A 26,817-nucleotide genomic window follows, 5' to 3' on the forward strand; every position below is an offset into this window, starting at 1 on the left:
TTTTTCGTCGTGGTTTTGATTTCCTGCGTCACTTCATCTTTGACCTTCATCTCAATTCCGAGGCTTTCTTCAACTCCATTAAATTTTTGTCCTGTACTTAGGTCCTAGCTATTTCTTACATTGCTATAAATGTGTTTCTCTCGCGTAGCGAGAGAAACACATTTAGGCTCCCATACCAGAATATTGTTGTATTCCCTTACGCCATAGCCAACGATTGGCTACAAAAAAGATAGCCATCCATCCTGCCATGATGCCAATTCCTTGCCAAACAGCGATCGCCTTTCCCACCAAAAGCGCCGCAGGAAAATACACCATATAAGGGAAAGGAGTCCACAGGACAATATCGCGCACTAGCGGCGGAAATACATCCAAAGGAGCAATGATTCCTGATAAAAATATATAGGCTAAAAACCAAAGTTGCTCGATCGCACTTGCACGCTCAGTCCAAAATGATAAAAGTCCAAAGGTATATTGGATCAGGAATCTCAACAAGAAGGCGATCGTGACAATGAATATTGCCATCAAACCCGTTGACCATGATGGAACCCAGAAGGATTGCGGATAGAGCACAAAAAATAGAGCAATCAGCACTACTAGCATTGGCAGTCTGGCAAAACGTTCCGCAATGTGATTGATCAAGTGATGCCAAAATGGATCTATTGGTTGTAATAAACGATGGGAAAGCTGTCCTGAAAGCAGTTCTCTCTCAAAGTCCCAAATCACCCAAACAATATTGAATTGACGCACTATAAACACGGCTAAGAAGTAACGAATAAACTCTAAAGCTGTGAAACCGAAGCTGCCAGTTTCTGATGCTTTTAGCCATGCTCCCATTAAAATAAATGGTAAAGAATTAGATAATAACCAGATGAAAAGTTCAGCCCGATATTCGAGCATATAGGCGTAGTAAGTGGCAAATAAAGTCGTCGTAACGCGCAATATATATCTAAGCTGCATAGGTCAGTTCAACTGTTAAGATAAATATCCTAACCCGTAATACCACAACACAAAATGGCTATGCCATTTTGTGTTTCTAAAACCTTTGCTGAGTTTGCTTTTCAATTCACAAAAGTGTAGTCACACTTTTGTGAATTGGTATAATTACGGTACTTTACGTTGCAAACCAAACCTAGAAAAATTTTAAAAGCTCTGCGAAGTAGAGCTTTTAAAATTTTTCCTGAGATTCTCAAATGTGATGCTCAATGTCCCGTACCCAAACATCTAAACCCGTAGCTAAATCTGTCAAGAAAGGATTTGCCCGATCGCCAATATCCATCGAGTTAAGTGCCTGCTTGATTGTCAAAAATGAGGAGCAGCGCTTACCAAAATGCTTGGAGAGTTTAAAAGCAATTGCCGATGAGATTATTGTCGTTGACACGGGATCAAGCGATCGCACAGTTATGATCGCCAAGAAATATCAGGCGCGAGTATTTCATTTTGAGTGGTGTGATGATTTCTCACAGGCGCGGAACTATGCGATCGCAAAGGCTAAGGGTAAATGGATTTTAGTCATTGATGCTGACGAAGTTTTGCAGCAAAACGCGATCGCTACTTTGCAAGAGGTGATGCAGCGGGATGATTGTTTAGCGGTCAATCTTTTGCGATCGGAAATAGAAGCAAAGCAATCCCCCTATTCCTTAGTATTACGCCTATTTCGCAATCATCCTGCGCTTACTTTTACGGGACTCTATCATGAATCCATCGATCAATCAGTAGTATCCTTACAAACTAAAGAACCTCATTGGCAAGTACTAAATATAGAAGTTCCAGTTTTACTGCATTACGGCTATACGGATAGCGAAATTCAACTTAAGCATAAGTATGAGTTTTCTAAACAGTTGATGCACAAACATTTGGAAGCATTTCCCGATGATAGCTATATGCTCAACAAACTGGGGGCTTTGTACATTAGTAGTCCTCAAGATCGCGATCGCCATTTAGGAATTGAGCTATTACAAAAGGGATTAGCTTTACTTGAGGATGCCGATCAACAAAATTTAATTCGCTGTGAATTAAATTACCATTTAGGGCTTGCCTATCACCAAAATGCCGATTGGGAATTAGCCAAGACTGCCTATGAGCAGGTGATTGCCCTAGATGTTCCTAATCTTGTGAAGCTTTCGGCTTATCTCAATCTAGGCAATATCTATCAAGAACATCAACAAAAAGAAGCGATCGCCTATTTTGAAAAGGTGACTCAAATCGCTCCTAACTTCGCCCAAGGACATTTTAATTACGGAATTTCGCTCAAAACATCAGGACGTTTGACCGATGCGATCGCTGCCTACCAAAAAGCAATTGCCCTCGAACCGAACTATGCTGAGGCACATCAAAATTTAGGTGTTGTGCTGATGAAAAGAGGCGATTTCCCAGAAGCGATCGCCTCGTTCACAAGAGCAATCCAACTCCACGAGCAGCAACATAATTATGAAACTACGAAAATATTGCGATCGGCATTAAAAGAATTCACTTAAGGGCAAAAAGCAGGTAAGGGCAATTCATGAATTGCCCTTACCTGCTTTTTGTAAGGATTTGATTTGCTCACCAAGATTTTTTGCTAATACAGCGCGATTAGGACATACAGAAACTCCTCCATTGCGTAACGCCTCGGCAGCCCAGGTATTGCAATTAAAAGCGGAGAAATATCTCGGCACAGCCGCATAGAAGTTACTCACGCCATATTGACCTTTGCCGATCGCTGCTAAGCGTTCGCCTTTCTCATTAACTGCAAAGGTCTGCTTCACATGAGCAAATAAATTTTGAAATCCCGCCTCTGATAGCTCTATCGGCAAAATAGGAAATTTAAAAAATTTCTCAGGTGCTTCTGCAAAGCTTGTCACATGCATGACGCTATCCGATGGAATGAACACAGCTCGCAGCATCGAAGGAATAGACTGATCACCCGCAAAATAAAACTGGCGATCGCCCCATCCCACTTCCACATAGGGAGAATCTTTCCATTCTTCCGCACCAAAAGTTTCTCCTCTCTGTTGCGCCCATGCTAAGCCCGAATGCCATTCATGTTGGACAAAATAAATTGTGCGAGTTTTGGCATTGGGTGCAGGCGGAAATAAACCCACAGTTGGACTAGGACAATAGAGAAAATAACTGGCGATCGCGATCAAAATCCCCAGTAATATTCCTAGAAATATTGCAGTTTTCTGCTTACGGGTCATGGGCAATTTTAAAAATATTGTCTATGCTCCAATTATCATAATGTGTTCATGCTAACTTTTAGGATGGGCAGCGCAAAGCGCTGCCCATCCTAAAAGTTAGCGTAATGTTAAAATAAGTCAATTATCTTTTTATGGAGTTGTGCTATGGTTTCGCAGCTAACCATCCCATCAACTGAAATTATTTACCCTGAAAGCGATGGTCAGCCCATGGCAAGCAATACAACGCATTTCATTTGGATTGTCACAATCAAAGAAAATCTTGACTGGTTTTTTAGTCAAAATCAAAATAGTGATCTGAAGATTTTTGTTGCAGGTGATTTGTTATGGTATCCCGTCCAAGGACGCAATGATCTCTCGACTGCTCCTGATGTCATGGTGGCGATCGGTAGACCAAGAGGACATCGAGGCTCTTACAAACAATGGTTAGAAGATAATATTCCTCCACAAGTTGTATTTGAGATTCTCTCTCCCTCTAATACTCAAGAAGAAATGGATAAGAAACTCCTATTCTATGATCGCTATGGAGTGGAAGAGTATTATATTTATGACTACGAAGCTAATCGCTTATTAGTATGGCTAAGACAGGGTGACAGTCTAGCGCCTCTCGTTATTGTTCGTGGTTGGCAAAGCCCTAGATTAGGAATTCAGTTTGAAATTAATGATGAAACCTTAAAAATGTTTCATGCTGACGGTAATCCTTTCTTAAATTATACCGAAATCCAAGATTTGCTAGCAAAGGAGCGTCAACGTGCTGAAGCAGAAAAACAACGTGCCGATCGCCTTGCGGCAAAACTTAGAGAATTAGGAATTGAGCCATAAAAAAAGAAAGGGTGCTTTGCACCCTTTCTTTTTTAGTTACGCAGATCGGCGATCGCACTGAGAGCGACATTCGCGATCGCTTGATCGGTAGCCTTGGGCAAATGGTAATACTTACCACCACCTGCGGCGGCGAGTTCCTTGGCAAATCCCGTAGATACGAATTTATTTTCCGTATCGATCACCAACAGCCCCAAATTCAAAGCCCGAATCTTACGACAAATATCGATTAATTCGGCTTTGATATCAGGCTTGTTTTCAGGATCGATGGGTTCACCTTGCGATCGCGCTAAAGGCACATTGCCGCGCCCATCCGTAATCGCCACAATCGTCACTGAACCAACATCGCCCGACTGCCTAGCATTCATCGCCACCCGCACAGCCTGCGTTAAGCCATGCGCTAGCGGCGAACCACCACCACAGGGCATCGTATCAAGACGACGACGTGCTGCCTCAATGGAACGGGTGGGCGGCAACAATACATCGGCTTTTTCTCCTCGAAAGGGAATTAGCGAAATTTGGTCACGGTTTTGATAGCTATCAGTCAACATCCGCAAAGCTGCACCCTTAGCCGACTGCATCCGATTGAGTGCCATCGATCCCGATGCATCCACCAAGAAAATCGTCAGCGCTCCCGCCTTACGTGCTAACTTCTTCGCTCTGATGTCCACATCCTCAACGATCACTTTGCGATGGGGCTGACGCAATCTTCGCGCTTTTTGATAAGGAGCTGAAGCGCGGAGGGTGGCATCAACGGCAATGCGATCGCTCTTGCCCTGAGGTAAAACTGGCTTGATGTAACGCCCACGCTCTTGAGAATAGATTAGGTTGCGCGTACCCGATCTCCCCTGCTTTTGCATCGACTGAGCAAAGAAGAGAACTTCAGGATCGAGAATTACACCTTCGGGATCGAAGATAAACTCTTCAGGGATTTCAGGAGATTCATCTTCCTGCTCTTGATCTTGTTCCTGATCCTCTTGATTATCGTCCTGTTCCTGTTTGCCATCGTCTTGATTGGGAGGAGGAGGAGGTGCTTGTTGTTGCTGTTGTTGTTCGGGCTGTTGTTGCTCAGGAGAAAGAGGCGATCGCGGCACGATTACCAATTCCACCGCTTGACGCAAATCATCAGCATTAACTTGAGTGCGACTTTCCAACGCCGCCGCCGCCTTGGCAACCCGCAAAGCAAACAACTCAGCACGATGTCCTTGCACTCCACCCCGCACAGCTTCTGCAACTAAGTATTGAATCTGCGCCCTAGAAATCGTCACATCAGTGAGCCATTCTCTCGCCAAAATAATCTGTGTTCGCAGATCGTCAATATCCGAGTCATAGCTACTCAAAAAGGCTTCAGGAGAATTGGCATAGCCCAACACCATATCCACTGCTTCCACTCGTTGATCGAGTGAGAGAACTCCATCAGCCGAAAGATTAATCGCAATCCGATCCATCAGATGTTCGCCTAAAATGCCCTCTTCAGGGTTATAGGTGGCTATCAGTAAAGGTTGACAAGGATGTTGATAGCTGATGCCTTCGCGTTCGACTTGGTTATAGCCTGTAGAGAGAACGGAAAGCAGTAAATTAGATATTTGGGGATCGAGTAAATTAATCTCATCAATATAGAGAACGCCGCGATGGGCTTCTGCTAAAATCCCTGGTTGAAATACAGTCTGACCTTCGCGCACCGAGCGACTTACATCCACAGAACCAATCAGCCGATCTTCGGTAATTCCCAATGGAATTTGGATGAATGGTGCAGGAATAACTTTAGTGACAATTTCACTCTTGTCTTTATCCTTCATTGCCTTGACTAGAGCATCGTCCCATGTGTCGGGCTTAGTTGGATCACAGTTACTCAGAGACTCAACGGCGACTTCGATGGGGGGCAAGAGGGCATGAATCCCACGCGCAAGGACGGATTTTGCTGTGCCGCGTCTACCTGCGAGGGCAATACCACCGATCGCAGGATCGATCGCTGCTAGCAGTAAAGCAGTTTTAATCGCTTCTTGACCGACTACAGCCGCAAGGGGAAATGTGATAGGGGTGTAAGTGTTGTTAGTGGTTGGGTTGGTGGGCGGCGAAGATACCATGCGATCGAGTTATTAGGTTTGAAAATATAAAAGTTTTAGGAAATGAAATTTTAAGCTTCGGGTCAATTATAGCGTTTAGTAGTCTAAGCTAAGATTTAGATCTGGCTCACTCAGTTAAGAATATAAGCAGTCATGGCAAAAACAACATGGGATAATCTGGTGTTTGAGTCGCCATATCTAGCAGTGGTGACAGCAAAGCAATTGTTGCAAGAGGGACAGATGACTGAAGCCTACAGCCTTTTGGAGTGTTTAGAGGAGTCAATGGGGCGATCTGAAAAGAGGGGGGTAAGTAGTCAGCTAACTCGGCTGATGTTGCATGTGATTAAGTGGAAATGTCAACCTGAAAAACGTAGTGCTAGTTGGGTAATTTCGATCCGTTCGGCGCGGCGTGAGATTGCGGAAAGTCAGCGAGAGATGCCAAGTCTGAATAGAGATTTTTTAAATTCGATTTGGGACAAGTGTTTTCTGGCGGCGAAACAGGATGCTAGGGATGAGATGGGCAAGAAAGCCGAAATCACGGCGCTAAGTTGGGAAGAGGTTTTTGAACAAAGATATACAATTTGGGAAGATGATGATTTAACTTAATTAGGTGCTTTAAGGTTGTTACAATATTATTTGCGTGAATTATTCACGTATTTTTGCCTTTTGAGTAAAAAATTATGCTTTTAGACTTTACTGTAGAGAACTTTCGCTCAATTAAGGGCGCGGAAACGCTTAGTGCTGTTGCGGCGAATAAGAGCAAGTCTAAAGCTAATAATAGTGAGAGCCGTCGTCGAGTTAAGTCCGATGATGAAATTGCTCAGCCTTTTCATGTTGAGGGTTGGGATATTGATGTTCTACCAGTTATCGCAATTTTTGGTGCTAACGCTTCAGGTAAAAGCAATATTTTAAAAGCTTTAAATTATTTGCTCAAATTTATGTCCGAGGGTAATTATGATCACGGAACAGAATTAATACCTTTTAAACTAGATCAACAAAGCAGAGAAAGTCCAAGTTGTTTTAGGCTTCGCATTGTAATTGATGGAACGATATACATTTATTCTTTAATCTTAAATAGTAATCGAATACTTTCCGAAAAACTAGAATATGCCTTAGCCTCTACAAAACAAAATCGGCTTTTGTACTCTCGCTCTTGGAATGAAGAACATCAAAAATTTGAGTGGAAAAATGGTTCGTATTTTAAAGGATCGCATATTCAACTCGAAAAAAATATACATGAACGTGAACCTTTTACTAGCCTTTTCTCAAAATTAGAAATTAAATCAGTTGAACGTTTTGCATTTTGGTTGGAATCAAGTGTTTTGACCAATAAATTAAGTTCTAATATATATCATGATATTTTGATTGATGCAGTATGGTCGTTAAGCAATAATGAGAATCTATCATTTTCATTGGTACTAGAAAATACAAAAAATCTACTGTTTAAATTTGATACTGGTTTGTATGATATTCAAATAAAAAAGAATGCAAATAATGATCTAGATATCCAAGCTTTTCACAAGACAACCCAAGGTGAAATTCTTAGTTGGAAGTTTGAAGAAGAATCTACAGGAACCCAAAAGTTATTCAATTTAGCCTGCAATATATACCTTATATTGAGGGGTAAAGATCTTGCAATATTTGATGAAATAGGTGCAAATATTCATCCAAATATAATTCGTGAAATCATAAAAACATTTCAAAGTTCTAAAACCAATCGAAATAGAACCCAGCTAATTTTTACTAGTCACGATAATACTTTACAGAGAAATAACTTGTTACGGCGCGATCAGATTTGGTTTACGCAGAAGCGTCCTGACCAAAGTACAGAACTATATCCACTTAGCGATTTTAAAGTGCGTAATGATCTAGCGATAGATAAAGCATATTTAGATGGAAGATTTGGAGCAGTTCCGTTTATCTCTGATGAAGATGACTTTATGCCAGTAGGTGAGGATAATGGCTAAACCTTCTTTTAAAAGAAATGCTTCAACGAGAACAATTGGCAAAAAGATTTTGATAGCTTGTGAAGGTAAACAAACAGAACCAAAATATTTCAATGCAATTCGTCAAGATCTACGTCTTACTACCGTACAAGTTTTGATACTCCCTCACGATGGAACCGATCCACTTAGTGTTGTAAACGCGGTATTAGAAGCCAGAAAAGATAAAAAACGTGAAAAGACTTGGTTTGATGATCAAGATTCCGCTTGGGCAGTCTTTGATGGGGATGAACATATCGCCAATAATCGCCCCAACTGGTGTCAAGCTATTCAAATTGCTAAAAGTCAAAAAATTAATCTTGCGATTACCAATCCCAGTATTGAGTTTTGGTATCTTATCCATTTTCAAGATCACTCAGCTACTATTGCGCGAGACAAAGCAAAGGAACGCTTAAAACAGCATATTCCCGATTATGACAAAGCCCGATGCTACTATCAAAAAGAGCTAAAGGTGCGGACTAAAGATGCGATCAAGAATGCCAATAAACTTGATGAACTAGCCAAGCGTGACAGCTTGCCTGAATACTCAAATCCCTGCTGTAGCGGAATATCGCAATTAGTCGAAATGCTTTTGAAATTAGGTAACTGATTTTTCCTGTTACCCTCTCCTTTGCAAGAAGAGGAACTAGGGGGAAAGCCAACTCAAGACTGTGTTGTAGTCCAGATTATTTACTGAGGCGCGAGTATATTGCAAACGGATTCCAAGGGGACTCACATCATCTGCATTTTTCGGCGAAAACTCTAGCTCAACCGTACCTAGCCATTTAGATTTGATACCAATTCATGAAAGTGTTGCAACACTTTCATGAATTAAGACTAAAAACCATTCAGGTCTTTAAAAGCACAAAATTGCTACGCAATTTTGTGCTTTATCATTACCGAGAGCTTTTCTGACGTTTGAAAATTTAATTGTCATGTTTTCATCAAACTCAGTTTTGTGATGTTTAGCACCTGCAACCCAGAAAACCCCACAATTAGCCCAGTGATCCTAAAGGAAAACAGACGATATTGTTGGAAAAATGAATATATTGGCTAGAATCTAGCTAGCGTTCAACAACCGAGCCTGTGGTACAAATACTCGAAAATCCCTTACGGGTTGGTTTACAGCAAGAAAGAACACCTGAGCCATCGATTCTGGTAATCTTTGGTGCGTCGGGTGACTTGACGATCCGCAAGCTAGTTCCTGCAATCTATCACCTCAAACAGCAACGTCGCCTACCGCCCGAACTCACGATCGTGGGTGTCGCACGCCGACCTTGGAGCCATGACTACTTCCGAGAGCAAATGCGTGAGGGCGTAGAAAAGTTCTCCGTGGGTATTGGAGCCGAAGCAATTTGGGACGATTTTGCTGAAGGCTTATATTATCAATCGCTTGACATGAGCAACCTTGATGATTACCGCAAACTTGATGAGTTTTTGGGGCAAATTGATAAAGAAAGAGGTACTCGTGGTAATCGCGTCTTTTATTTAGCTGTTTCGCCCAATTACTTTACCGATGCGATCGAAAAGTTGGGTCAGGCCGGCATGATTAAAAATGCCCAAAAAACGCGAGTGGTAATTGAGAAACCCTTCGGACGTGATTTGTCATCATGTCAAGACCTGAATCGGGTTGTGCAGAAATCTTGTGATGAAAAACAGATCTATCGTATTGACCATTATTTAGGCAAAGAAACAGTCCAGAATCTTTTGGTACTGAGATTTGCTAATGCTATTTTTGAGCCACTATGGAATCGCCAGTTTATCGATCACATCCAAATTACGGTTGCTGAAACCGTTGGCGTTGAAGATCGGGCGGGCTATTACGAAAACTCGGGAGCGCTCAGGGATATGTTGCAGAACCATTTGATGCAACTGTTCTGCTTAACCGCAATGGAACCACCAAATTCCATGGATGCAGATTCTCTTCGCAATGAGAAGGTGAAGGTAATTCAGGCTACTCGACTTGCTGACACCAGAAGGTTAGACAGATCGGCAGTGCGGGCGCAGTATAGCGAGGGCTGGATGAAGGGAAAACAGGTACAAGGCTATCGCCGCGAGCCAAATGTTAATCCTGATTCGTTAGTGCCAACCTATGTGGCAATGAAGTTTGAAGTCAATAACTGGCGTTGGCAAGGCGTTCCTTTCTATTTGCGAACTGGCAAACGGATGCCGAAAAAAGTCAGTGAAATTGCAATTCAATTTCGTGATGTGCCTTATTTACTGTTTCAGTCAGCAGCTAAACAGGTATCACCAAACGTGCTGACCCTAAGGATTCAACCCAACGAGGGCATTGCCCTAAAGTTCGAGGCAAAGATGCCAGGGGCTGACCTGCGATCGCGATCGGTGGACATGGACTTTGGCTATGGCAAAACCTTTGGTATCGAAGGCTCCGATGCTTACGATCGCTTGTTGCTAGACTGTATGTTGGGCGATCAGACCTTATTTACACGCGGTGACGAAGTGGAAGCTGCTTGGAAAGTGGTGACACCAGCACTTACAGCTTGGGAAATGCCCAATGATCCCATAGTTGTTCCCCAATACGAAGCGGGGACATGGGGCCCATCTGAAGCTGAACAACTGATCGAACGTGATGGGCGGCAGTGGCGACGACTATAACCACCTTAAATAATTTGGCATTGCCAAATTATTTAAGATCAATATAAACGGTGTTGATTCAACAAAATTATGAATACGCAAGCAACTTCCGTTGTATCTTTGCAAGCTCCCAAAGATGTCTCGGTATCTCAAGTCGAAGCAGAGCTAAGCAAAATCTGGCAGTCCTATGGCGAAAATTCAGCAGCCCGTGCTACTACATTTAATCTGTTAGTGTACGAACCAGAAACCATTGGCGCAGCATCACGAATGGCTTCCGTTGATGCGATCGTTTCTCAGAGTCCATGTCGAGTCGTCGATTTGGTAACTCTTGATGAAGAAGATCAAGGTATATCCGCACAAGTAGCAGCCTACTGCCCAATTCAAAAAAGCCGTAGCTCCTTAATTTGTGGTGAATACATCACTCTCACTGGCGCGAAACGAGCTTTCGATCGCGTACATAGCATTCTTCCAGAGTTACTGATCCCCGATCTACCTGTTTTTCTATGGTGGAAAGATAGTCCTGCGCCAAATACGCGCATGTTTGAGAAGCTAGTTAATTTAAGCAATCGCTTAATTATGGACTCAGCTACTTTTGCCAATTCTGAGGCAGACTTACTCAAAGTGCAAGGCATGATCAAAGTGGGTACGCAAATTGCAGATTTGAATTGGCAACGTCTTGCACCTTGGCAAGAGTTGACTGCTCAAGCATTTGACCAACCCGATCGCCGTGCAGCTGTATGGGAAATTGATGGGATCACCATTGATTACGAACGTGGTAACAGTACTCAGGCTCTCATGTTTCTGGGCTGGATTGCCAGTCGTCTAGAGTGGGAACCAATCGAGCGCACTTCTGAGGGTGGTGACTACGACATTCAACATATTATTTTTGAAGGTCGTAACCATATCCAAGTTAAAGCTGAATTAGCGGCGATCCCCATTGGTGATGTAGGTGAAGTAGTTGGCGATCTGATTGGTTTGCGCTTGACAGCCTCTAATCAAAACACTGATGCTTGTAATGTATTTTGTTCGGAATCTACTGGCTGTATGCGGATGGAAGCTGGTGGTGGAGCGCAAAACTACCGTGTGCATCAAGTATCACCTTTGTCTGATCAAAGTGCTGACACTCTGCTGGGTCAACAGCTACAGCGTTGGGGTAGAGAGGCTCTCTACGAAGAAAGCCTTGCACTCGTAGCCAAAATACTCGCACTATAGTTGTCGCCATTCTTGTTAGGACATAAAACCCCAGAAGAGAGTGGCGGCGGGAAGCGCCGCCACTCCCTTCTGGTTTTGATTTGTCCTAATACACTTGACTACAGCTATATAAAAAAAAGGCTCGCATCAGCGAGCTTTTTTTATGATTTTTACTGATATAGATAGAGGTATTTTGCATCTCTATTGACCTCTATTAAAACTCTTCTATTTCTAGTTGTCCCACGATAAAGGCTACACAGCCAAATGCACAGGTAATCGGCAAGGGATTTTTGAGGATAAAGCAAAAGATTGATGCTAGACAAGAAATGGCGATCGCGGCAAATGTCCAAGTCTTTTCATCATCACTCATTCCTTTGGCATTTTTAATGGCTCGAAGAGTATCGTTAGGAATTGGCAATGGCATTACAGAACTAGGTGGAAAGGCCCAGTAATTACAGCAACGTTCTACAAATAGATCAGTCCAACCATTTTCTTGACACCATTCATCAATCCATTCATCCCGAAAACGCTTCATATGCACAAATTATTCAGTAGTTCTCTAAATAGAGAAACATGAGCGGCGCTTGATTGCTACTCATGTTTCTTTTACTTAGGTTAACAGGATATCCAATAATTGGGGCATAAGTTACAAAAACTTAAAGTATGTAGTATGCCTTGCATCCTCTTATACCAATTCACGAAAGTGTGGCAACACTTTTGTGAATTAAAAACCAAACCCAGTAAGGGTTTTAAAAGCAAAAAATGGCGTAGCCATTTTTTGCTTTGGTATTACTCATTTAATTGAAACTTCTGTATGAGCTTCAGGACTCGCCTCAATAGTAGGCGGGCTGTTAACGCCGCGAATTGTGTCGAAAGTACCTTTGATAAAACCTGCGATCGGCACAGCTACCAATAAGCCAAGTACACCATTTAACTTAAAGCCAATATCAAGAGAAATCAGCATCCAAACAGGATTTAATCCCGTTAACTCGCCAACAATTCGAGGACCGAGTACATTCTCCACAATTTGAATTATTGCTACAGCGACCAATAACACCTTGACTCCAAGCCAAAAATTTTGTAGGGCAATTAATAGGCTAACGGTAATAATCGTGCTGGAACCACCAAGGGGAATCAAACTGGCAATGCCAATACCAAAGCCAAATAGTTGGGCAAGAGGAACCCCTAAAATTAGCATGGCGGTAGTTTGCGACACACCGAGGATCGTTGCTAAAGTTACCTGTCCAACAATAAAACGCTCAAAATTACGGGGCAATAAATTCCGAACTTGATCGTTCCATTTCGGGGGTAGCCAACTTAGCAAACCATTCCACAAAAATGAGCCACGCAAAACGAGAAAAATTGAAAATATCAAGGTCAAGAAGATATTTACAAGACTACCGATCGCACCAAAGACAATACTAAAAAGTTGACTGGTCAGCGATCGCAAGACACCCGTTAACTTTTCGATGAGTTGATTAAAGGTGCTACTAATATCGATCGGTAACTGCTGGGCGATCGCCCAAGTTTCAAGAGTTTGGAGCTGCTGCTGACCCGACTTAATCCATTCAGGTAAACGCACGATTAATTCATTTGCCTGCGCCAAAATCAAAGGCACAAGAAAAATCGCTAAAGTGCTAAGCAGCATAAAAAAGATCAGAATTACGATGCCTGCGGCAATACCCCGCTTGACCTTGAGTTTGATCAGGAAGCGAATAGGATAATCTAGCAAAAACGAAATCACTGTCGCTGTAATGAGAATACTGACCAAGGGTTGCAATTCTCGACCAAGCAATAGCAATAACCAACCGTTCAAAAAAATTAACGGGAAAGTCAAGCCCAGTGAAAACCAACGAGGCAACTTATTGAGGGTCTCAATCATACGGAACAATGTGACGCGCTAGGTATCTACTTAAAATTGTGCGCTAAAAGTGTTGGATAAAACACAAATTCACTAAAAGTTTCCTACAAAGATCAAAAAACAAAACCCAAAATAAGCTTGGTGGTGCGAAGCACCACCAAGCTTATTTTGGGTTTTATCCTAAATAAGCTTGGCGAACCCTTTCATCAACTAAGAGGTCTGACGCTTGCCCCTCAATGGTGATCACTCCCGACTCCATCACATAGCCGCGATTTGCATGTTGCAAAGCCAAGGTGGCATTTTGCTCAACTAATAAAATCGTGACCCCATCTTGGTTGAGATTAACAATAGTTTTAAAAATTTCGCGCACAATTTGCGGTGCTAGCCCTAAACTTGGCTCATCTAATAGCAATAACTTGGGGCGACTCATCACCGCACGGGCGATCGCTAGCATTTGTTGTTCACCACCACTTAAGGTTCCTGCGAGTTGATCGCGACGTTCACCTAGTCTCGGAAAAATCTGAAATTGCTTTTCGATATCAGCTTTAATTCCCCAGCGATCGCTGCGTAAAAAAGCCCCTAACTCCAAATTATCTAAAACCGATTGTCTGGCTAGCACTCTACGCCCCTCTGGACTATGGGCGATGCCAGCTTGTACCACTTGATCGGGTCTTAGGTTTGTAATATTTTTGCCGCTGTAGAGTATCTGTCCCGATCGCGGAGATACTAATCGTGAAATTGTGCGTAAAGTTGTAGTTTTACCCGCACCATTTGCCCCAATTAAAGTGACAACTTCTCCCTCATTGACAGTCAAGCTCACATCTTGCAAAGCCTGAATTCCGCCATAGTTAACACTAAGGTTGTTGATTTCTAACACCGATCCTTAATCTCCCAAGTTTAGTCTTATACCAAAACACAAAATGGCGTAGCCATTTTGTGTTTTTAAAACCCTTACAGGGTTTGGTTTTCAATTCACAAAAGTGTTGTCACACTTTCGTGAATTGGTATTACTGCAATTGCCGAGCAAACGAGCCACAAGAGAGATTTTGAAAGCGTTGCTTCGCAACGCTTTCAAAATCTCTCTTGGTTTGGGTTTGAGCGCAAATAGCTGTAGGTAGGTATAGGCGGCACGATGCACCTATGCACACCTTTTTAGCACTGTTGTCTAAGTTATACTAAATCAAATATTGCTGTGGAGACTTGCAATGGTTCTTTTGACTGTCAACCCACCATCGGTTAGTGAAAATCTGGTCAGTGAGATTGATGAAGAGCTAATTGATGAGATTAAATGTCCACCAACTGATTTAGAAAGTGATGAGCCAGAATTGGAAAGTGATTTGCACCGTGAACAGATTGATCTATTAATTCGCCTATTGAAATACTATTGGCGCGATCGCCAAGACGTTTACATTACTGGCAACCTCACCGTTTATTTCAACGAGCAGCAGTTAAAAAATAGGGACTTTCGCGGGCCAGATGTATTTGTGGTTATGGATGCTGAAAAGCGCGATCGCAAGAGTTGGGTGTTATGGGGAGAAGGTGGCAAATATCCCAATTTGGTGATTGAATTACTATCTAGCTCCACCGCAAAAGTGGATCGCGGCAAAAAGAAACAGCTATATCAAGATGTGTGGCGCTTACCGAATTACTTCTGGTTCGATCCCTATAGTTTAGAATTCGCAGGATTTAAGCTAGTTGATGGCAAATATGAGGCGATTCCCCCCACTGACTCAGGATTGCTATGGAGCGATCAGCTTGAATTGTATTTGGGCATCCAAGAAAGCCAATTGCGCTGGTTTAATGCTGATGGTGAGATTGTGCCACTGCCAGAGGAACAGGAACGTCTAGCTAAAGAACAAGCTATCCAGAGAGCTGAGCGATTAGAGGAAATTTTGCGATCGCAAGGCATCGACCCCAACCAATAAAAAAGCACCCCGTAAGGGGTGCTTTTTTATTAAACTTGCCAATTAACCCAGTCTTGGGGTTTCAAGAAAGTTGTGTGCAGTTCAGCTTCAGGGGTATTAGGTTCAGGATGATAATCGTAATCCCAACGTACAAGAGGAGGAAGTGACATCAGGATTGATTCAGTGCGTCCATTTGTTTGTAAACCAAAAATTGTGCCGCGATCGTAGACGAGGTTAAATTCGACATAACGTCCACGACGGTAGAGTTGCCATTGCTTTTCGCGATCGCCATATTCCATGTTGCGACGACGATTGGCGATCGGCGTATAGGCTGGCAAGAAAGAATTACCGCAGCTATTAACAAAGGCAAAAATCTCTTCCCAAGTGCGAGGGACATCACCGATCTCGTCACTCATGACTTGAGCCGTTGTGGAGTCATTACTATTTTTGTAAAGTCCATCTTCGCCATTTTGGTAGTCAAAGAAAATACCACCTACGCCGCGAGTCTCACCGCGATGTTTAAGGAAGAAGTAATCATCACACCATTGCTTGAACACAGGATAGTAATTAGGATTGTGGCGATCGCAAGCATCTTTGAGTGTATTGTGCAAATGCTTAGCATCTTCAGCAAAGCCATAGTAAGGTGTGAGATCAAGTCCGCCACCAAACCACCAGATTGGTCCTGCTTCAAAATAGCGATAGTTCAGGTGTACTGTTGGTGCGTAAGGATTTTTAGGATGTAGCACCATCGAAGTACCCGTTGCATAGAAAGTTTCGCCTGCAACTTCTGGGTGATGGCGCAAAATGGCTGGAGGCAACTGGGAGCCATAGACCTCAGAAAAATTTACGCCGCCCTTATCAAAATAGTCACCATCGGTGATTACACGTGATCGCCCGCCACCACCTTCAGGACGCTCCCACTGATCCTGTTTAAACTTGGCTTTGCCGTCTAGTTCCTCTAAACCTTGGCAAATGCTGTCTTGTAAGCCTTGCATGAACTGTTTCACGCGAGTTTTAGAATCAACAGGAACTTTGAGTAAAACCTTGCTAGGAGCAACAGGGGCGATAGTCATAATCGTTATCTTTCTACTTACTAATATTTCAGGGATTTGGACTTAGGATTTTTTTATAAGCGTTTATCACTAATAAATACTCTACATTTAGTCTGTGATACCTAGGTGAAATGTAAAGCATTGTGTAGTAATTTATCGCGATCGCGAACCTATAGCTATCTATAGAGTTGGGAACTGGAAGCAGATTTTGATGGCGCGGCTTAGCCGCGCCATCAAAATCTGCTTCCTTATTAAATTAAAGTCACAAAATGGCTACACCATTTTGTGATTTGGTATTAACTATGCTAGATCTGCCAGACCAATTTTTAACTTTGCAAACACCTCGGCTCATCTTGCGGAAATTGACGATCGCTGATGCCGAAGATATTTTTGCCTATGCGAGCGATCCCCAAGTTGCTAATTACACCCTGTGGGAAGCACATCAATCAATTGATGACACCTATGCCTATTTAAACAATATTGTCTTTGAACTATATCGTTCTGGCAAAGGTATGGATTGGGGAATAATTGACAAAGAAAGTAACAAACTGATTGGAACTTGTGGTTTGCACACTACACCTACTCATCGACGTGCTGAGTTAGGATATGCGCTAGCAAGAGATTATTGGGGTAAGGGATTAATGACTGAGGCAGCAAAAGCAGCGATCGCTTTTGGCTTTCATGTGATGCAATTACTCAGAATTCAAGCCTTTTGTGCTGTAGAAAATATTGGTTCTGCAAAGGTTTTAGAGAAGGTAGGAATGCAATTTGAAGGGATTTTGCATAATTATGTTTTCACTAAAAATCGTCCTTGGGATGTGAAGATGTATGCGATCGTGCGATCTCTAGATTTCTAATAAAAAGCCCTCGCTCAGCGAGGGCTTTTTGTGATGATTAGTCAAAACCAAGGAGGTCAAAAATTTCGCGATCCTTCAGTGGTTGAGCATATAGTGGCTCAGCATTTTCCAGCATCCCTTTAGCCAGCTTGAGATATTCTTGCTGAACTTCGAGAACTTCAGGATCTGGCTCCATTTCAAACACTGTGCATTTTTTCAACCGACTGCGACGAATGGCATCAACGGTGCGGAAATGCGCCAAGGTTTTTAGCCCAACGCGATCGTTGAACTTGTCAATCTGATCGGTTCCTTCACTACGATTAGCAATAATGCCACCAAGACGAACGCGATAATTTTTTGCTTTTGATTGAATCGCGGCGACGATGCGATTCATTGCAAAGATGGAGTCAAAGTCATTTGCCGTGACGATCAAGCAGTAATGAGCATGTTGCAATGGTGCAGCAAAGCCACCACAGACCACATCACCCAATACATCAAAAATCACAACATCAGTATCTTCAAGTAGATGATGTTCCTTAAGAAGTTTGACGGTTTGACCTGTGACATAGCCTCCGCAACCAGTTCCAGCGGGGGGACCACCAGCTTCAATACACATGACTCCGTTATAGCCTTCAAACATGAAGTCATTAGTTTGTAACTCTTCAGAATGGAAGTCAACGGTTTCGAGAACATCGATTACGGTCGGAACCATTCTCTTGGTAAGAGTGAAAGTGCTGTCATGCTTAGGATCGCACCCAATTTGGAGGACGCGCTTGCCAAGATGTGAGAATGCTGCTGATAGATTAGATGAAGTAGTAGATTTGCCGATACCGCCTTTACCGTAGACGGCGATTACCAAAGCACCCTCAATAACCATTCCAGGGTCTTGGTGTACTTGAACACTACCTTCTCCATCTTCACATTTAGTGATTGATGGTGGATGCGCTGTTAAAACTGCCAAAATGAACTCCTATAAAACAACTACATTAATAAACTTCCATTGGGCGCAAAGCGCCCAAAGCCATTACTTCCCGATCGCTGCTTTTGCTTCGTAGAGAGTTTCTACGGTGATCGAAGTGATACCGCGATCGCTAGCAAATTTCTCAGTATTGCGCTTGATTTTGCCGCGTACAAAGAAGGGAATCTTCTTCAACTCAGCTTCACCATCCGCGCTCCAAGTAATTCCCTGCAAATCTTGATTCACTTCCACAGCCGTAAGAACGGCTTGATTAGCAGCACCTGTCGATGTGAGAGCGATCGCTTCTCCCACTGACTCAGTCGTCAATGTTTCGCGGCGATTCTCCTGTGATGGCGCAGTGTGCAGATGGCTCATATGACCTTCCGCAAACTCGAAGTCTTCACGGAACATCCCAATCAAATGCTCCTCTAGACCCATCATCAAAGGATGCACCCAGCTATCAAAAATCACATTTGCACCTTCCCAACCCATTTGGGGTGAATAACGAGCAGGTACATCTTGAACGTGGATTGGTGCAGAAATTACCGCGCAAGGGATACCCAAGCGTTTGGCAATATGTCGTTCCATCTGAGTGCCAAGCACTAGTTCTGGAGCGGCTTCAGCAACTTTAGCTTCCACAGCAAGATAATCATCACTAATCACGGCTTCGAGTCCGTGCTTTTTCGCTACTTCGCGTACTTCTCGCGCAAATTCACGGCTATAGGTTCCAATACCTACAAGGGTAAAGCCTAGTTCTTCCGTAGCAATTCTTGCTGCCGCTAAGGCATGAGTCGCATCACCAAAGATAAATACGCGCTTACCCGTTAGATATGTAGAGTCAACCGATCGCGAATACCAAGGAAGTCTGGAAGCATTAGCTTCGGAGGCTGATGATACTCTTGCAGCATCCCAGTTTCCTAAAGTATCAGATTGCGATCGCTGCAACGCTTGACTAACATCAATATCTGCTACTTTACCAATTTCCGCAATAAAGTCACGAGTTGCGCCAACACCGATTGGCACTATCTTGACAACTGGTTGGGCAAAACTGCGAGTCAACCATGTACAAGTAGTAAGAGCGATTTCAGGATAGAGACAAATATTAAAGTCAGCATCGGGAATCCGCATCAAGTCATCTGGTGTTGCTCCCATCGGGGCGACTACATTCACATCAACGCCAATTTCCCCAAGTAACTTAATTACTTCACGAATATCATCACGACACCTAAAGCCTAATGCTGTTGGTCCTAAGATATTAGCTTTCGGACGAATATGGGGATCGCGCTTAGGTCTTGGGGTGTTTGGTGCAGGGACAACAGGCAAAAGTAAAGTGCGGACTAAGTGATATAGAGTTTCACTCGCGCCCCAATTTTCTTTTTTGGAATAAGCTGGCAATTCTAAACTCACAATCGGAATTGGGATGCCCATGCCTTTGGCGAGAGAACCTGGCTGATCTTGAATCAACTCAGCAGTGCAGCTTTCGCCAACCAACATTACTTGAGGCTTAAATCTTTCATAAGCATCACGCACTGAAGTCTTGACCATTTCCGCAGTATCACCGCCTAGATCACGAGCTTGAAAAGTCGTATAGGTTACAGGTGGACGGCGATCGCGTCGCTCGATCATCGTAAACAATAGATCGGCGTAAGTGTCGCCCTGTGGTGCGTGAAGTACATAATGCACGCCTTCCATACTAGTTGCAATTCGCATCGCTCCCACATGGGGAGGACCTTCGTAAGTCCAGAGGGTTAATTCCATAAATTGGGTAATTGGTAGTTTGTTGGTTAGCTTTTGACCGTTAGCGATTAGCAATTAGCTGTTAGCTTTTGAAAGGCTAATCGCTAATTGCTAATTACTCTTACACTGTTAATCTTCTGCGTCGCTCAAGTGGACGGGCAAACAATTCTGCTAAGTCGGCAGCTTGGTCATAACCATGAATCGGTGAAAACACTAATTCGATTGACCATTTAGTTGCCATACCTTCGGCTTCGAGAGGGTTGGCAAGCCCTAAACCACAGACGGTAATATCGGGTCTAGCTTCACGACAGCGATCTAGCTGCTTTTCTACGTCCTGACCTTCTGAAAGTGCTGTTCCAACTGGTAGTAGGTTAATTTCGCTGTCCATCAATAGGCGATCGATATAAGGCGTACCGACTTCGACTAGCTCCATGCCACATTCTCTAGACAGAAAACGTGCCAAAGGAATTTCTAACTGTGAGTCAGGGAATAAAAATGCTTTTCGACCTGTCAGGGCTTGACGATAGCGCTCTAAAGCAATTTTGCCACGGCTTACAGAGGGGGCGATCGCCTGTTCAAACTGGTCATCAGCAATATTCCAAGCATCAGCAGCAGTCTTTAACCATGAAGTCGTTCCTTCGATCCCAAAGGGATAGGGCGATGGTAATAGAGTTGCGCCGCGAGCAATTAGCGATCGCACAGTCTCACTTAAAAATGGCTGTGCTAGTAGTAATTTTGTCCCTTTCCCAATGGGTGGTAAATTTGCCGCACGACGAGGCGGAAAGAAATACACAGGTCCAATACCCATTTTGTCAAATAGTCTTTGAAACTGGTCTTCCACCACATCCGCAAGGCTGCCAACCACCATTAGACTTGGTTCATCTTGGCTACGTGGCAATACGGGAACCATTGATCCCAGACAAGCATCTTCACCCTGAGTAAATGTAGTTTCAATGCCACTGCCAGAGTAATTGAGGATTCTGACTTTTGGAAAGAATCTGTGATTTAAACGTTCAGCAGCTTTGGCAAGATCAAGCTTAATTACCTCAGAGGGACATGATCCCACTAAGAACAAAGTACCAATATCAGGGCGACGCTCCAATAACTGATCGACAACCCGATCGAGTTCTTCGTTAGCGTCGGCAAGCCCAGCCAGATCTCGTTCGCCAAGAATTGCGGTTCCAAATCTTGGCTCGGCGAAGATCATTACTCCTGCCGCCGACTGGATCAAATGGGCGCAAGTTCGTGATCCCACCACAAGGAAAAAAGCATCCTGCATTTTACGGTGTAGCCAGACGATTCCTGTCAAGCCACAAAAAACCTCTCTCTGTCCACGTTCTTTAAGTACGGGCAGATCAGCGGTTGATTGATTTTTTATATGGGCAGGAACTTCTGTGCAAGGCTCTACAGCCATGTTTTGCTCTCCTATTGGGCTAAACCCTAGTTTTTTCTTAAAAAGGCTAAGCCTTCATCTTTGGCAGGACTATGCCCTGTCTTATGTCAAAAAGTTGTTTGATTGCTAAGCAATCGAATAAGTTAATTCCCTTTACTATATTTAGTAAAGCCAAGAGATGGGGCAAAAAGTTGCAAAGGTTTACAGGAATCCCATAAGTAAAGGTGAGTGTCGAACGCCTACTGCTACTTATTGATATATTTGATGCTCAAAGGTAAACCAACCGTAACTAAATGCTAGATTTTTGGACTAAAACCAGTGGGACTTGGATTAATGTTTTGGCGATCGCCTTCGGCACATTCCTCGGACTCATTTTACGCGGTCGTTTTCTTTCTCAGTCGTTACCCATTCTCAAACAAGCGATCGGGCTAATCACCATGTTTGTCAGCATAAATATGGCAAATAGCTTACTTAAGGTTAAAGCTGGTGCTTTAGACGGCGTGATTCTATCGCTGATTGCGTTAATTATTGGCGGCGTAATTGGTGAATTAGGGCAAATCGAGAAACGTTTAGAATCGGTTGGCGATTGGTTAAAAGCGAAATTTAAGGGCAAAGGTAAATTTACAGAAGGGTTTGTTGCGGCAAGTCTTTTATTCTGTATTGGACCAATGGCAATTATTGGCAGCCTCAATAACGGACTCAGAGGCGAAGATAATCTTTTGGTTCTCAAGTCGGCTCTAGACGGCTTCATTTCAATCGTATTTGCTAGCACCTATGGAATCGGTGTTGGGTTCTCAGCTTTGCCCGTTGCGCTATATCAAGGGAGTTTATCTTTGCTTGCAGGAAATTTGGCGCAAAGTTTACCAGATCCCGCTAACGCTCAGCCTGTACTAATCATTACGGGAGTTGGTGGCTTAATGCTTTTGGGGCTAGGTTTAAACTTGTTAGAACTCGCTAAAGTCAGAGTTGCATCTTTTTTACCAGCTTTAGCGATCGCGCCATTAGTTTACTGGTTAGCAGATGGTCTTCAATAATTCCAGCGCCGCAGGCGCTGGAAACTCCAAAATCGCTTTTTGAAAGTCCGCCAACGGCGGACTTTCAAAAAGCGATTTTTATAGCTATAGCCACCTGTATCAGGACAAAAAAAACAAAATAGTGTGAGGCGGCGCTTCGCGCCGCCTCACACTATACAAGAATGGCGATAGCCATATATTGAGAGTTGCTGGGTGCTTTGCACTTTTCCTATTTTGTTGGCTTAGATTGCTATAATTAGTCAAGCTCCTCTGTGGCGTGCGTGACTACCGATAATGTGTCTTGATCGATAATTGTTTTCTAGGAGTCTTCGTAATCTCCGCCGCAGTAAACCAGACTTGCATCTGGGAACTTAAGTTAGGCTGAGAGCCAAGCCTCCACCTGGTTTTACCGGGTCAAACAACTGAGGTAAGACGGCGTTGCGGAGGGGTGAAAAATCAAAGTTTTTTAAAAATGGCTCTGTACATTGTACAGAGCCATTTTTAAAAAACTTTGAGAAAATGCTTGCGTTCCTATCAAACCATGCTATATTAGCTAAGCGAAACAACGCGGGGTAGAGCAGCCTGGTAGCTCGTCGGGCTCATAACCCGAAGGTCGATGGTTCAAATCCGTCCCCCGCCATTAATAAAAAAGCTGCACATTGTGCAGCTTTTTTTATCTTTAAGTATTGGTAATACTTCTAAATAGATAGCCGACGACGACACCAATCATCAGCGCCCAAATTTGGCCAGATTTCACAAAGTTATTCCAACCTTTTCCTAAGTCTCCCATGACATCTTGATTAAATTGTTGGGCTAGTAAGTCCATATCGATATGTGAGTGCAGATCGGCAATATTGAGATGTAAGTTGCTAGGAAGATTGATCGCTGAGAGATGAAACGATAAGTCAGCGCTAGTTACACTAGTCACCAAATGCTGGGCTTGGGCTAAGTCAAACATAATTTTTAGTCTTGGGTTAATTTACTAGAGCTTTATCTTTTATATGCAGAACCACAAGGGTCATGTCATCGGTATGAGTATGCCCTTCTCCAATAAAGTTTTGCACTTCTTGGAAGATGTAGTCAAGAATCATCTGGGGGCGAGTTACATCATCAGATAAGGGAAAACAATTTTGACAAGCCCAATCTAGGGCTTTACGGAGATTTTCTTCGTCAAAGCGATCGCCTTCTGGACTAGCCGCCTCAGTGAAGCCATCAGTGTAATAAATGACGACATCACCTGAATTTAGGTGAGTGCTACGTTCTTCATACTTTGAACCAGCCTCTAAGCCAATCAAAGCCCCCATTGTATCAAGGGCATGGACAGAGCGCGACTTAGCTCGCCAATGTAAAGCAGGAGTATGAGCCGCATTACTAAAAGAGAGAATCTGCGTTTCGGGATCGTATTCGGAATAAAACATGGTCACGAAGCGATGAGACTTCTCTAAATCTTCATACATCACCTCATTGAGATGTTCCAAAATTTTGCTGGGAGAGTGGTTATTTAAAACTTCAGCCCTCAACATCCCCCTTGTCATAGTCATAATCAAACCTGCGGGAACCCCCTTGCCCATCACATCACCGACCACAAAACTCCAGCGATCGCCCTTTTGCATCGGGATAAAGTCATAATAGTCGCCACCCACTCGGCTAGCCGTAGAGCATTTCGCTGAGATCTCAATACCTTGAATCTTGGGACAGTTGCGTGGTAAGAGTTGGCGCTGGATTTCTGCGCCGATCTCCATCTCCCGATCTTGCCGCTCTTTTTTGATTAATTCGGTAGTGAGTTCATGATTTTCTAAACCTACTGAGGTTTGATCGGCAACAAGGCGCATCAAAGTACGTTTGTTATCTGTCCAAATATAATCAGGTTTGCGGCTGAAAATATAAAGGCGACCGCGCACTGCATTTTTGACTAAAACTGATGTGCCGTACAAATGGACATCTGCACCTAGATAGCGACTGACCATCTCATCAAGAGCGGTTGGACTGCCTGTTAAAACCTGTTGGATCGCTCGCTCGATCGCCGTTCTCACTTGCTGCGCTTTCATGCCGCCTTGATTGCGCTCAGGACAATGCAAAGACTCTAGGCGCATCTGTCCACTTGCCTTAAATAAAATTAGCGCACCACCATCGGAGTCGGTCACACGACTGGCTATCAGGGGAATTAATTCTAAAAACTGATTGAGGTTACTAAAGCTGCGGAGAGCGTAACCCAAAAAGCTCAGCAGCTCATGGATTTTATTTTGATCCTGACTCATCCGTCTGAGTAGGTCTTTGAGATCCTTCATCACCATCACAGAGGCATTGTCGATATCTGGCTGTGATGGGAGTGATCTATTTCTAGGTGGCAATGATAGAGACATACCAATGCTGCAACGCTAGGTGGTTTGAACGAAAGCTAATTTAGTCAAACAGTGTAGCCTTAGTTGGACAGAAATTAACAAACGATTTCAGGAATTTTTTAAAAGTAGTTTTGCGGCGCGAAGCGCCGCAAAACTAGTTACTTAATAATGCTTCGACAAATTCATAGCTTGAAAAGGGGCGTAAGTCTTCAATCCCTTCACCTGCGCCAATAAATCTAATGGGTAAACCAAGTTGTTGGACTACGGCGATCGCCACCCCACCTTTTGCCGTCCCATCAAGCTTAGTGAGGATCACGCCTGTAATCCCTGCGGACTGAGCAAAAACTTCGGCTTGTTTAAGTCCATTTTGTCCAAGCGTAGAATCTAGCACTAGCAAAGATTCGATTTTTGCCTCGGCAGATTTTTTATCGACGATGCGGCGAATTTTGCTAAGTTCTTCCATCAGATTTTTCTTGTTTTGCAGTCGGCCAGCAGTATCAACAAGTAATAACTCAGTGCCTCTGGCTTGAGCCGCGCTAATCGCATCAAAAACCACGGCGGCGGGATCGGCATTTTGGGCGGGGTTGCAAATTACATCGACATTCGATCTTTGTCCCCAACTCTTGACTTGCTCGACTGCGGCTGCGCGGAAAGTATCGGCGGCAGCAATGAGGGTTTTATAACCAGATTTGACACTGAGATGCGACAGTTTACCGATCGTTGTCGTTTTACCAGCCCCATTTACGCCAGTGATTAACCAGATATTGAGTTGATTCTTCTCTGGAATCAACATGGGGATCGGTTCACCACCTTTCTGTGCTGATACATCAAGCATTTCACGCAAAATTTGTTTGAGATAGGCGATCGCTTCTTCTGGTGGCAAAACTTCTTTGCGGAGTTTGTCTTGCAGCTTGGCAATAATTTGATCAGTTGCCTTAACGCCAACATCAGCCTGTAATAGCAAAGCCTCAATATCATCAACCGAATCAGCGCTGAGTGGTCCTTGTCCAACGATCGCTTTTAGTTGATTAACTAACGATAAACGGGTTTTATCTAAGCCTTGGCGTAAACGATTCAGCCATGTGATCTCTTCGACTGAAATTTCTTCGGGGCGACGACCTTGGGATGCGAGGACTTCGGCTGACCAGATAAAATCATCATCAAACTTGATCGTGGCTTTGCGTCTGGAAGTAGCAGCAGGTTTAACTTCTGGCTCTGGCTCAACGATCGCTGTGGCTTCGAGGGCGGCAATCCGTGCTTGGCGATCGCTTTCGGACTGCATCCAAAAAGGCACTGCTTCAGGTTCAGGAGTAGTTATTTCTGGAGAAACTGCTTCTGAGGAAATAACTTCGGCGATCGTAGGTTCAACCGAAGCAGGAACTTCAGTGGTTGATTCTGGAGATACTTCTAAAGAATACTCAGCAACTGGCTCAGTAATTTCTAGCTCAGCTTCAACCACCGCAGGTTCATCAACTTGCAATTCAGTAATGATTTCAGGCTGCCTAATTTCTAGGGCAACCTCTGGTTCTGCTATCTCAGGCTGGGCAATTTCTGGCTCAGTAGCCTTGGCTTCTAGCTGAATAATTTCTGGTGTCGCTTCAACAAGCTCAGGCTCAGCAACCTTGGCTTCTGGCTGAGTAATTTCTGGCTCTGAGACTTCTACCTCGGTCGCTTGATCTTCCGCAACTTCGGCTTGTTGTTGCACATTGGCATAGGCAGCCTTTGCCCAATTTAATAGATCTTGTGATGCTGGCGTTGCGATCGGGCTAGGATCTTCAACAGGTGTAGATTCAGGTGTTTTTTCTTCAGTTTGGGGTGACTCTACGGATTGATCATTTACACTTTTGTCATCGTCAAACTTTCGCCGAAACCAGTTAAACACCATGCTAATACCC

At 43.6% G+C, this 26,817-nt stretch carries 23 protein-coding genes, 1 tRNA gene and 1 other RNA gene; 12 read left to right on the forward strand and 13 right to left on the reverse strand.

Annotation, left to right across the window (positions count from 1 at the left end; all coding sequences use genetic code 11):
* Positions 1-162: 162 nt before the first annotated feature.
* The gene (locus H6G05_RS17315) at positions 163-957 is read right to left on the reverse strand and encodes an ABC transporter permease (protein ID WP_190579746.1); all 795 of its coding nucleotides are present in this window, start codon (positions 955-957) and stop codon (positions 163-165) included.
* A gap of 245 nt (positions 958-1,202) precedes the next feature.
* On the opposite strand from H6G05_RS17315, the gene H6G05_RS17320 reads away from it, so the two are divergent.
* Complete coding sequence (locus H6G05_RS17320; protein WP_190579748.1) at positions 1,203-2,474, forward strand: glycosyltransferase; 1,272 nt, start codon at positions 1,203-1,205, stop codon at positions 2,472-2,474.
* Positions 2,475-2,498: 24 nt separating this feature from the next.
* On the opposite strand, the gene H6G05_RS17325 is transcribed toward H6G05_RS17320, so the two are convergent.
* Positions 2,499-3,176, reverse strand: a complete 678-nt coding sequence (locus H6G05_RS17325) for a DUF2459 domain-containing protein (protein WP_190579750.1) — start codon at positions 3,174-3,176, stop codon at positions 2,499-2,501.
* A 144-nt stretch (positions 3,177-3,320) separates the two neighbouring features.
* Between H6G05_RS17325 and H6G05_RS17330 the strand changes: the two genes are divergently transcribed.
* Entirely contained in the window at positions 3,321-3,995 is a 675-nt protein-coding gene (locus H6G05_RS17330; protein WP_190579752.1) for a Uma2 family endonuclease, read from the forward strand.
* Between the two features lie 32 nt (positions 3,996-4,027).
* On the opposite strand, the gene bchD is transcribed toward H6G05_RS17330, so the two are convergent.
* Positions 4,028-6,079, reverse strand: coding sequence for a magnesium chelatase ATPase subunit D (gene bchD / locus H6G05_RS17335; protein WP_190579754.1), 2,052 nt, complete (start codon positions 6,077-6,079; stop codon positions 4,028-4,030).
* 132 nt (positions 6,080-6,211) lie between these two features.
* Here bchD and H6G05_RS17340 point away from each other — a divergent pair, with 132 nt between their 5' ends.
* From H6G05_RS17340 to opcA, 5 genes are all read left to right on the forward strand, one after another.
* The gene (locus H6G05_RS17340) at positions 6,212-6,664 is read left to right on the forward strand and encodes a DUF29 domain-containing protein (RefSeq protein WP_190579756.1); all 453 of its coding nucleotides are present in this window, start codon (positions 6,212-6,214) and stop codon (positions 6,662-6,664) included.
* A gap of 74 nt (positions 6,665-6,738) precedes the next feature.
* A complete protein-coding gene (locus tag H6G05_RS17345) occupies positions 6,739-8,025 on the forward strand; it encodes an AAA family ATPase (RefSeq protein ID WP_190579758.1) in 1,287 nt (428 codons plus the stop codon).
* The gene (locus H6G05_RS17350; protein WP_190579760.1) at positions 8,018-8,650 is read left to right on the forward strand and encodes an RloB family protein; all 633 of its coding nucleotides are present in this window, start codon (positions 8,018-8,020) and stop codon (positions 8,648-8,650) included. Before H6G05_RS17345 ends, H6G05_RS17350 begins: the two co-directional genes overlap by 8 nt.
* Before the next feature lie 476 nt (positions 8,651-9,126).
* Positions 9,127-10,656 carry a glucose-6-phosphate dehydrogenase gene (zwf, locus tag H6G05_RS17355; protein ID WP_190579762.1) on the forward strand — a complete coding sequence of 510 codons (1,530 nt, stop codon included), beginning with the start codon at positions 9,127-9,129 and terminating at the stop codon, positions 10,654-10,656.
* A gap of 69 nt (positions 10,657-10,725) precedes the next feature.
* Entirely contained in the window at positions 10,726-11,847 is a 1,122-nt protein-coding gene (gene opcA, locus H6G05_RS17360; RefSeq protein WP_190579765.1) for a glucose-6-phosphate dehydrogenase assembly protein OpcA, read from the forward strand.
* 193 nt (positions 11,848-12,040) lie between these two features.
* Here the strand turns inward: opcA and H6G05_RS17365 are convergent, their stop codons facing one another.
* From H6G05_RS17365 to H6G05_RS17375, 3 genes are all read right to left on the reverse strand, one after another.
* Complete coding sequence (locus H6G05_RS17365) at positions 12,041-12,361, reverse strand: slr1957 family protein (protein WP_190579767.1); 321 nt, start codon at positions 12,359-12,361, stop codon at positions 12,041-12,043.
* 258 nt (positions 12,362-12,619) lie between these two features.
* A complete protein-coding gene (locus tag H6G05_RS17370; protein WP_190579769.1) occupies positions 12,620-13,708 on the reverse strand; it encodes an AI-2E family transporter in 1,089 nt (362 codons plus the stop codon).
* 154 nt (positions 13,709-13,862) lie between these two features.
* A complete protein-coding gene (locus H6G05_RS17375; RefSeq protein WP_190579771.1) occupies positions 13,863-14,564 on the reverse strand; it encodes an ABC transporter ATP-binding protein in 702 nt (233 codons plus the stop codon).
* A gap of 328 nt (positions 14,565-14,892) precedes the next feature.
* On the opposite strand from H6G05_RS17375, the gene H6G05_RS17380 reads away from it, so the two are divergent.
* Positions 14,893-15,612 carry a Uma2 family endonuclease gene (locus tag H6G05_RS17380; protein WP_190579773.1) on the forward strand — a complete coding sequence of 240 codons (720 nt, stop codon included), beginning with the start codon at positions 14,893-14,895 and terminating at the stop codon, positions 15,610-15,612.
* A gap of 29 nt (positions 15,613-15,641) precedes the next feature.
* Here the strand turns inward: H6G05_RS17380 and hemF are convergent, their stop codons facing one another.
* Positions 15,642-16,664 carry an oxygen-dependent coproporphyrinogen oxidase gene (gene hemF, locus H6G05_RS17385; protein WP_190579776.1) on the reverse strand — a complete coding sequence of 341 codons (1,023 nt, stop codon included), beginning with the start codon at positions 16,662-16,664 and terminating at the stop codon, positions 15,642-15,644.
* A gap of 248 nt (positions 16,665-16,912) precedes the next feature.
* Here hemF and H6G05_RS17390 point away from each other — a divergent pair, with 248 nt between their 5' ends.
* Positions 16,913-17,500 carry a GNAT family N-acetyltransferase gene (locus H6G05_RS17390; protein ID WP_242025604.1) on the forward strand — a complete coding sequence of 196 codons (588 nt, stop codon included), beginning with the start codon at positions 16,913-16,915 and terminating at the stop codon, positions 17,498-17,500.
* Between the two features lie 37 nt (positions 17,501-17,537).
* Here the strand turns inward: H6G05_RS17390 and bchL are convergent, their stop codons facing one another.
* The 3 genes from bchL to H6G05_RS17405 form a co-directional block, all read right to left on the reverse strand.
* A complete protein-coding gene (gene bchL / locus H6G05_RS17395; RefSeq protein ID WP_199310623.1) occupies positions 17,538-18,440 on the reverse strand; it encodes a ferredoxin:protochlorophyllide reductase (ATP-dependent) iron-sulfur ATP-binding protein in 903 nt (300 codons plus the stop codon).
* Positions 18,441-18,503: 63 nt separating this feature from the next.
* On the reverse strand, positions 18,504-20,249 hold the full coding sequence (bchB, locus tag H6G05_RS17400) for a ferredoxin:protochlorophyllide reductase (ATP-dependent) subunit B (RefSeq protein ID WP_322096388.1): 1,746 nt from the start codon (positions 20,247-20,249) through the stop codon (positions 18,504-18,506).
* A 46-nt stretch (positions 20,250-20,295) separates the two neighbouring features.
* Positions 20,296-21,588, reverse strand: a complete 1,293-nt coding sequence (locus H6G05_RS17405) for a ferredoxin:protochlorophyllide reductase (ATP-dependent) subunit N (RefSeq protein ID WP_190579778.1) — start codon at positions 21,586-21,588, stop codon at positions 20,296-20,298.
* A 272-nt stretch (positions 21,589-21,860) separates the two neighbouring features.
* Between H6G05_RS17405 and H6G05_RS17410 the strand changes: the two genes are divergently transcribed.
* The 3 genes from H6G05_RS17410 (at position 21,861) to H6G05_RS17420 (ending at position 23,220) form a co-directional block, all read left to right on the forward strand.
* Positions 21,861-22,601, forward strand: a complete 741-nt coding sequence (locus H6G05_RS17410) for a DUF554 domain-containing protein (protein WP_190579780.1) — start codon at positions 21,861-21,863, stop codon at positions 22,599-22,601.
* A gap of 243 nt (positions 22,602-22,844) precedes the next feature.
* Positions 22,845-23,031, forward strand: a non-coding RNA gene (ssrS, locus tag H6G05_RS17415) — 6S RNA.
* 115 nt (positions 23,032-23,146) lie between these two features.
* A tRNA-Met gene (locus H6G05_RS17420) sits at positions 23,147-23,220 on the forward strand.
* 39 nt (positions 23,221-23,259) lie between these two features.
* On the opposite strand, the gene H6G05_RS17425 is transcribed toward H6G05_RS17420, so the two are convergent.
* The 3 genes from H6G05_RS17425 to ftsY form a co-directional block, all read right to left on the reverse strand.
* Entirely contained in the window at positions 23,260-23,538 is a 279-nt protein-coding gene (locus H6G05_RS17425) for a hypothetical protein (RefSeq protein ID WP_190579862.1), read from the reverse strand.
* Positions 23,539-23,554: 16 nt separating this feature from the next.
* Positions 23,555-24,943 (reverse strand): PP2C family protein-serine/threonine phosphatase, encoded by a 1,389-nt coding sequence (locus H6G05_RS17430; protein WP_190579782.1) that lies wholly within the window; start codon positions 24,941-24,943, stop codon positions 23,555-23,557.
* Between the two features lie 133 nt (positions 24,944-25,076).
* Positions 25,077-26,807: a signal recognition particle-docking protein FtsY gene (ftsY, locus tag H6G05_RS17435; protein ID WP_190579784.1), complete on the reverse strand. Its 1,731-nt coding sequence runs from the start codon at positions 26,805-26,807 to the stop codon at positions 25,077-25,079.
* Positions 26,808-26,817 lie beyond the last annotated feature (10 nt).

It is taken from the genome of Phormidium tenue FACHB-1050, from assembly GCF_014696925.1.
GTDB lineage: Bacteria > Cyanobacteriota > Cyanobacteriia > Pseudanabaenales > Pseudanabaenaceae > Pseudanabaena.